At 33.0% G+C, this 7,087-nt stretch carries 5 protein-coding genes and 1 pseudogene; 5 read left to right on the forward strand and 1 reads right to left on the reverse strand.

What is annotated here, in order from left to right; all coding sequences use genetic code 11:
• The first annotated feature begins 93 nt into the window (after nt 1-93).
• The 5 genes from COE49_RS06015 to pelG are packed head-to-tail and all read left to right on the forward strand — an operon-like array spanning nt 94 to nt 6,920.
• Nucleotides 94-1,317 (forward strand): GAF domain-containing protein, encoded by a 1,224-nt coding sequence (locus COE49_RS06015; protein WP_088231868.1) that lies wholly within the window; start codon nt 94-96, stop codon nt 1,315-1,317.
• Nucleotides 1,317-2,237: a tetratricopeptide repeat protein gene (locus COE49_RS06020; RefSeq protein WP_088231867.1), complete on the forward strand. Its 921-nt coding sequence runs from the start codon at nt 1,317-1,319 to the stop codon at nt 2,235-2,237. Before COE49_RS06015 ends, COE49_RS06020 begins: the two co-directional genes overlap by 1 nt.
• Nucleotides 2,221-4,053 (forward strand): DUF2194 domain-containing protein, encoded by a 1,833-nt coding sequence (locus COE49_RS06025; RefSeq protein ID WP_088231866.1) that lies wholly within the window; start codon nt 2,221-2,223, stop codon nt 4,051-4,053. Before COE49_RS06020 ends, COE49_RS06025 begins: the two co-directional genes overlap by 17 nt.
• Before the next feature lie 3 nt (nt 4,054-4,056).
• The gene (pelF, locus tag COE49_RS06030; RefSeq protein WP_098840807.1) at nt 4,057-5,478 is read left to right on the forward strand and encodes a GT4 family glycosyltransferase PelF; all 1,422 of its coding nucleotides are present in this window, start codon (nt 4,057-4,059) and stop codon (nt 5,476-5,478) included.
• Nucleotides 5,466-6,920: an exopolysaccharide Pel transporter PelG gene (gene pelG, locus COE49_RS06035; protein ID WP_088231864.1), complete on the forward strand. Its 1,455-nt coding sequence runs from the start codon at nt 5,466-5,468 to the stop codon at nt 6,918-6,920. The genes pelF and pelG overlap by 13 nt, the downstream gene beginning before the upstream one ends.
• Nucleotides 6,921-6,968: 48 nt before the next feature.
• Here pelG and COE49_RS06040 read toward each other — a convergent pair.
• Nucleotides 6,969-7,087, reverse strand: a pseudogene (locus COE49_RS06040) (UDP-glucose 4-epimerase); the annotation flags it as partial.

Consider the following 7,087-nt stretch of genomic DNA (forward strand, 5'->3'; position numbering starts at 1 on the left):
CTGCAGAAAATATATATTTAAAAATAACTGTTTATTTTACTTCATGTATTATTCCTCGGAGCTAAATTGGTAAACGAAAGAAGGGATCTATTTATGCACTATAAACAATCCAATTTATTTATGAAATTGATTGAACCTACTATTCTCTTTATTGCTCTATTTATTCTCTCAATATTCACTGATTTTTTTACGTCTACACATGAATATTTCATAATTTTATTTATTACATTAATTATTTCTAGCCGATACGGTATATCAATTGCACTTTTCACATTTCTGGAATCAATAGTTTATATTTTTATAAGCGGTATATATAAAGGTGATGATATACTACTTTACTTCTATTCATCAGATCATTGGATAAGCTGGATTTTCTTGCTTGTTGTTAGTTTATATTGCGGATTAATGAGTACTTCACAAAAAGAACGCTATGAAGATATACATATGGTAAATACTGAACTCCAGTCTGAAAATAAAGAACTAAAATATGTTATTAAACAATTGGATGAAACACGTATTACACTTCGTTCTCGTGTGCTTGAATCAAACAATCATTTATCAAAAATGTACCATATGTTTAAAGCCCTAAATCATACACATCCTGAAATTGTATTAGATGAAGGCATGAATGTATTAAAAACATATTTTGGTGCGAAAAAAATTGGTATCTATCACGTAGATAACAATAAACAATCTCTTCGTATCAAATTAAGATCGGAAACTGGTAAACATACTTTATCTCAATCAATTTTTGTTAAAAATGCTTCATCAGTCATCAAAAATGCTTTAGCGCATAATCGACCTTTTTTCCGTACAGAAGAAGATTTTCAAGATGCACCACTTTTAGTTGGTCCTGTCTTATTCCAGGATAATGTGCAATACATCATTATTTTAGATGAAATTGAATTCTCCAAAATAACTTCTGAACAATTTGAACTTTTCACATGGTATTTACGCTGGATGGGTGACCGTTTACAAAATGCTTCTAATATTTGGATATCTACCCAAGAAGAGCGTACATTCCCTAAAACGAGTATTTACTATGAGGATGAATTTGAACATTTATTAAAAATCGAACAAAAACGTTACGAAACATTATCATATCCATATTCGTATTTTGAGTTCCATGCATCACAAGATTCTTTACAGGTAATAAATGCAGTCTTAAAAACGCATTTGCGCGATATTGATATCTTCAGTTATAGCACAACTCATCAAAAAATCATGATTTTATTACCTGGTACCGAAGAAAAGTTTTTATTACAAGTTAAAACTCGTATACAAAATGCGCTCTCTGCTGAAGGAGTGATATTCTAATGATTTTCCTCCTTCTTTATATTATATATGCTATTTTAATTTTTCTCTTATTTCGATTTACGAGAGGTTTAATTACAGAAAATAAAAAGGGAATTGTTGAATTTTGCTTAATTATCTCTCTTTTGTTCCCACTCCTTGGACTTATTGTATCAGTAATTATGTTATTACTTAATATAAAACGTTCCAAAACAGAGTGGTTACAACAGTATTCTGATTATGTTTCCTTTCAAGTTGATAATTATGAGGATATTTTAGAATCAGCTAAACAAGATATGGATCTTATTTCATTTTCTTCTGGATTAGAAATCGATAAGCCAGAGTTACATAAACAACTCATTGTACAATTAAGTTCTTCTACTATTTCTAATGAAGGCGGATTATTGAAAGAAGCAATTCATCATAAAGATCCCGAAACTGTACATTATGCCGCCACTACGATTAATTTACTAAACGAACGTTATGAAAAACAGATTGGATACTTAAATAAACAATTTCTGCAACATCCCCAAAACGACATTGCAAAAGAATTGGTTTCTAATTATTTAAGGTATATAGAAAGTGGCCTGCTTTCCAATCAACAGAAAGAGAAAACAATTAATGAATTTATGAGTTTCATTATACAAAGTATAGAACTTTTCCCTAACGAATTGCTCTACTCTTTCCAGCTCGGAAACCTACTTCTATACAAAAAACAATATGTAGAATCCGAAGGACAATTTTCACACCTTATCCACCTTAATCCTGAATCATATTACGGTTATGTCGGATTACTGGAACTATACTACGAACAACAATTATGGGACAAACTTTATAAATTAATTGATAATCTAACATCTACAAAAAAAGTTCATATTCTCCCACGGAAATATCAATTATTTGTAGGGCAGTTTGGAGGCATACACATTGAAGAAGAGCATTAATATATATATTGGCATCATCAGTATTACTTTACTTCTCTTAATTTTCTCTATCCTTATATATCGAACAAATAATTTTTATCAAATTTTTTCTGTTCCTAAAACTAAAGAAACAGACACCGTTAAAACAGTAACAGCGAAAGATGTAACTCCACATGGTCAAGAAATGCAATTCTACGTTTTAACGACGGATAATAACTTAGGGGAACAAGTTACATTTCATACAAAAAAGGCAATGGATTACGCCCACCTACATTATAAAGATATTACAGCTAATGAGATTAAGGCACTTACTCCCTCTCCTTATACAGGGATCATTATTACAGGTGAAGAAATGGCACAACTCCCACAAGCCGATATTCAAAATTTTGTACAGATGGGTGGAAAACTCATTGTTGCCAACCGACTCGATTCGGATCCTTCCTGGAACTCCTTATTTGGGATTAAACAAAAAGGAGGGTTCACAGATGCAAAAGGATTAACTTTTGAACAAGTTTTATTCCCTGGTTATCCAGATCTCTCAAGCTCTTCTTCTCTATTTACACATAGCTCAATGGACATTGCATTAGATGAGAACACAACCGATCCTTGGATAACAGCTGAAGACCTTCCGATCCTTTGGACGAATGAATATGGTGAAGGAAAAGTCTTATATTGGAATACAACGGCACTAAATAATAAATTAGGTAGAGGAATGTTTGTCCAGTCACTTGGTACCATTTTCCCTACTTTTGCTACAGCACAACTTGGTGCAGAGATTATGTATATCGATGATTTCCCATCACCAATACCAAGTGGCGAGTTAAAAAACTTAACGACCGAAAAAATTTCTGTTGAAGAATTTTATAAAAAACATTGGTGGAAGAATATGAAAGACATCTCTGACGAACTTCATATTAAATACACAGGGGTTGCAATTGGAACATACCAAAATAAAGTAACGCCTCCTTTTGAGGATTTCGCTAATAAAAATAGAAATACCTATTTATTATTTGGAAGAGAATTGCTATCTCAAGGCGGAGAAATTGGAATACACGGCTATAATCATCAACCTTTATTATTACCAAAGGATCCGGTAGACGAATCACTGGAATACATTCCATGGCATTCAAAAGAGGACATGGCTACCGCGTTAGATGCCCTACAAAAGCTCGTATATAACTTCTTTCCAAATGAGAAATTAAAAACTTATGTACCACCATCAAATATTATAAATACTACTGGATTAAATGTATTAAATGAGAGTGTTCCCACACTAGAAACTGTTTCCTCCCTATATATAGGAAGTAGTAGTAACGGTAGCTTGATTCAAGAATTCGAGCCAGATAAACAGAACAAAAACATTTATCACTTCCCGCGCATTACGAGTGGTTATCATATGACAGACGAAGAACAGTTCATCTTAACCGATGTTACTGCAAATTTAGGTGTTATTTCACACTTTGTCCATCCTGATGATATTCTTGATGAAAAACGTTCAGGTAACTTAACTTGGGAAGAGTTATTTAAAGCTTATAAAAAAACAATCATTGAAATACGTGAAAGATATCCATATATGAAAAGTATGACACAAAGTGAAGCAACTGCTTCCATGAAAATTTATCAAACTGGTGATTTAGCTGTTTCTTATGAAGATGATGCTGTTCATCTCGCATATAAAGGATTACCAAACCACACTTCAACAATTATACGTGTGGAAGAAGGAAAGAAATTGGAAACTGGTTCATTCCCGTACGGTACAGTTACAAAACTAGATTCACAAATTTATAGCGTTACATTAAAGAAAGCCAACGCTACAATTCCAATTAAAGGAGCATAGCAGATGAGAATAGGTTTAGTCGTTGAAGGAAGTTACCCTTTTGTCAGTGGCGGAGTAGCAAGCTGGGTACAAATGATCATCCAACAATTTAAAGAACATGAATTCACCATTTTTGCGATCGTACCGCAAATAAAAACAGAAGAAGAGTATCAATATGAAATTCCCAGCAATGTAAAAGATATCATTATGATTCCCTTACAATCAAAAAGTGACTCAAAACATGTAAAAACCCATTTAACTACTGATGAAGTACAAACACTTCAAAAATGGTTTACATTTCAAGCGAACGATACAGCGGCATTACGCATATTAGGGAATAAGCAAAAGTTAGGAACGCTCCACTCTTTCTTCGAAAGCCGTGAGTTCTATGAAATTGTTAAAGAAAGCTATGTATATGAAAAAAGTAGTGGTTCTTTCTTAAATTATTTTTGGATGTGGCGGTCTATGTTCACACCAATCATTCAAATTTTACAAATTGATTTCCCAAAACTAGACCTTATTCATTCCGTATCAACTGGTTATGGTGGATTACTTGGCGCAGCAATCAGTGCTAATTCTGATATACCGTTTCTGCTAACTGAGCATGGTATCTATTCTCGGGAACGTGAAGAAGAAATATTACAATCAACTTGGATACCAATTGAATATAAAAAAAGATGGGTTTCCTTCTTCCATCATTTATCTCATCAGGCATACGAACAGGCTGATGATGTAATTACTTTGTTCGGCCGAAATAGTATATATCAAAAAGAATTAGGTGCTCCATCCCATAAACTAAAAATCATTCCAAACGGAGTTACTCTATCTGATTATAAAGGGCTTCGTAAATCAAAGTATAACCCGGAAAGGCTCATTATTTCCGCTATTATACGTGTCGTACCGATTAAAGATGTAAAAACGATGATTTATGCAGCTAAACTATTAGTAGAAAAAGGTATTCCTTTTGTATTTTATCTATTAGGACCCGATACGGAAGAGCCAGAATACGCTCAAGAATGTCGAGATTTAATTCAGCAATTAGGATTAACAGATTATGTCATAATGACTGGCAGGGTGAATATTAAAGATTACTTAAAGCAAACGGATATCCTTGTATTAACAAGCATATCTGAAGGACAACCTTTAGCTATGTTAGAAGGTATGGCCGCAGGATTACCATGGGTTGTTACGGATGTTGGTTCTTGTAAAGAATTAATTTACGGACAAGATGGTGATTCATATGGGCAATGTGGATTTGTCGTACCACCTGTATCTCCTGAACAAGTTGCTACTTATTTAGAATGGTATTACCATCATCCGGAATCTATTCAACAGTTCGGAGACAATGGACGAAATCGTATTGAAGCGTACTATCAATTATCAGGTGTCGTTGAAAGTTATCGTAAGCTTTACTTAGAAAGAGGTGAAAAAATGTGGCAGGCATAGGATTTCGATTACAAAAATTATTTCAAGAAGACTACTATTCTTCAAGGGTGAAAGCTTATGGATTTTCGTTGTTTGTTACAGCGGGGCCTTGGTTAGTTGTTATTTTAGCAGTAACAGCTATTCGATATATTTTAAGTCTGTTCCATTCAATTTCAATTGAAGAACAGCGTCTTTTCACCATTTCAATTTCATATTGCTTTATTTTTTCGCAAATTATATATGGGGCATTGCAACTCATCGTAACTAGATATGTGGCAGACCTCTTATACGAGCAAAAAGCTGATAAAGTATTCTCTTCATTTTTAGGAATGACGAAGATTACACTTTTGTTAGCTCTTATTTTATGGATGTTGTTTGCATTTTTCACACCATTGGCCTTTTATTATAAAGTTGTGATGTTATTTTTATTTTTATCTTTAAATATCATTTGGATTCAATCCATTTATTTAACAGCAGCTAAAGATTATCAATCAATCGCCCTTGCTTTTTTAATTGGTTCCATTTTTTCCTTATCTGGAATTGCACTAATTGCTTACTGGCATCCCACACTCGGATTAGAACACGGATTAGCCCTATTGCTTTTAATTTCTTTTACAATCGGTACTTTCATTACATTAGTATGGTTAAGTATCGTTATTGTACGAATGTTTCCAAATAGTGATGCTACTGAGCAATTTACTTTCCTTTCTTATCTAGATAAATATCCAGAATTGTTTTGGTCTAGCCTATTTTACAATATCGGTATTTGGGTATGTAACTTTGTTATTTGGTTTGGAGAAGGACGAGGAAATATTGAAGATACATTTATTTATCATCAAATTTATGATACTTCTGTTTTCTGGGCATATTTAAGCATTATTCCAACTTACATTTTCTTTGTAGTATCCATTGAAACAAGATTTTATGAAAGATATAAAAAGTTCTTCGGTTCGGTGAACAATGGAGGAACGTTAAATACAATTTTACAATTAAAAGATTCCATGAACTTTGTCTTAAAACAAGAAATGGAACGTATACTTCGTAATCAAGGTATTTTTTCTTTGCTTATTATTTTTATAATATGGATGTTTAGTTCACAATCTGGAAAATCGGCACTTGAATACTCTATTTTACAGCTAACTATAGTTGGGGCTTATGCAAATGGGATGGTCCTTGTTATTACGTTACTACTTTTATACTTTGAGGATCGTAAAGGTGCCTTTCGAACATCAGCCTTATTCTTTTTTGCAAACCTAGTATTAAGTCTCCTTCTACTTCCGTTTGGATTTAATGGTTACGGTATTAGTTTTGCACTCGGGTCTTCTATTACGTTCTTATATGCGATTTCCAGACTCTTTACTTACATTAAAGATATTGATTATTATACATTTTGCCAGTCAAATATTCCTATAAAGCAGCGAAATTTCTTTACTACATTGGCGAATAAACTTAATGGAAAATAAACATAAAAAATGACCTTTTACTTATGCAAAGGTCATTTTTTATATCCCTTAAACTTCTACGTAACCATATTTATTATTTGATTGCCATTCCCAAGAATCTGCACACATTTCTTCTAATCCACGTTTTGCTTCCCATCCTAGTTCACGTTTTGCTTTTGATGCGTCTG

Origin of the sequence: Bacillus sp. AFS029637 (assembly GCF_002584985.1) — a bacterium.
In the GTDB taxonomy this organism is placed as follows: domain Bacteria; phylum Bacillota; class Bacilli; order Bacillales; family Bacillaceae_G; genus Bacillus_A.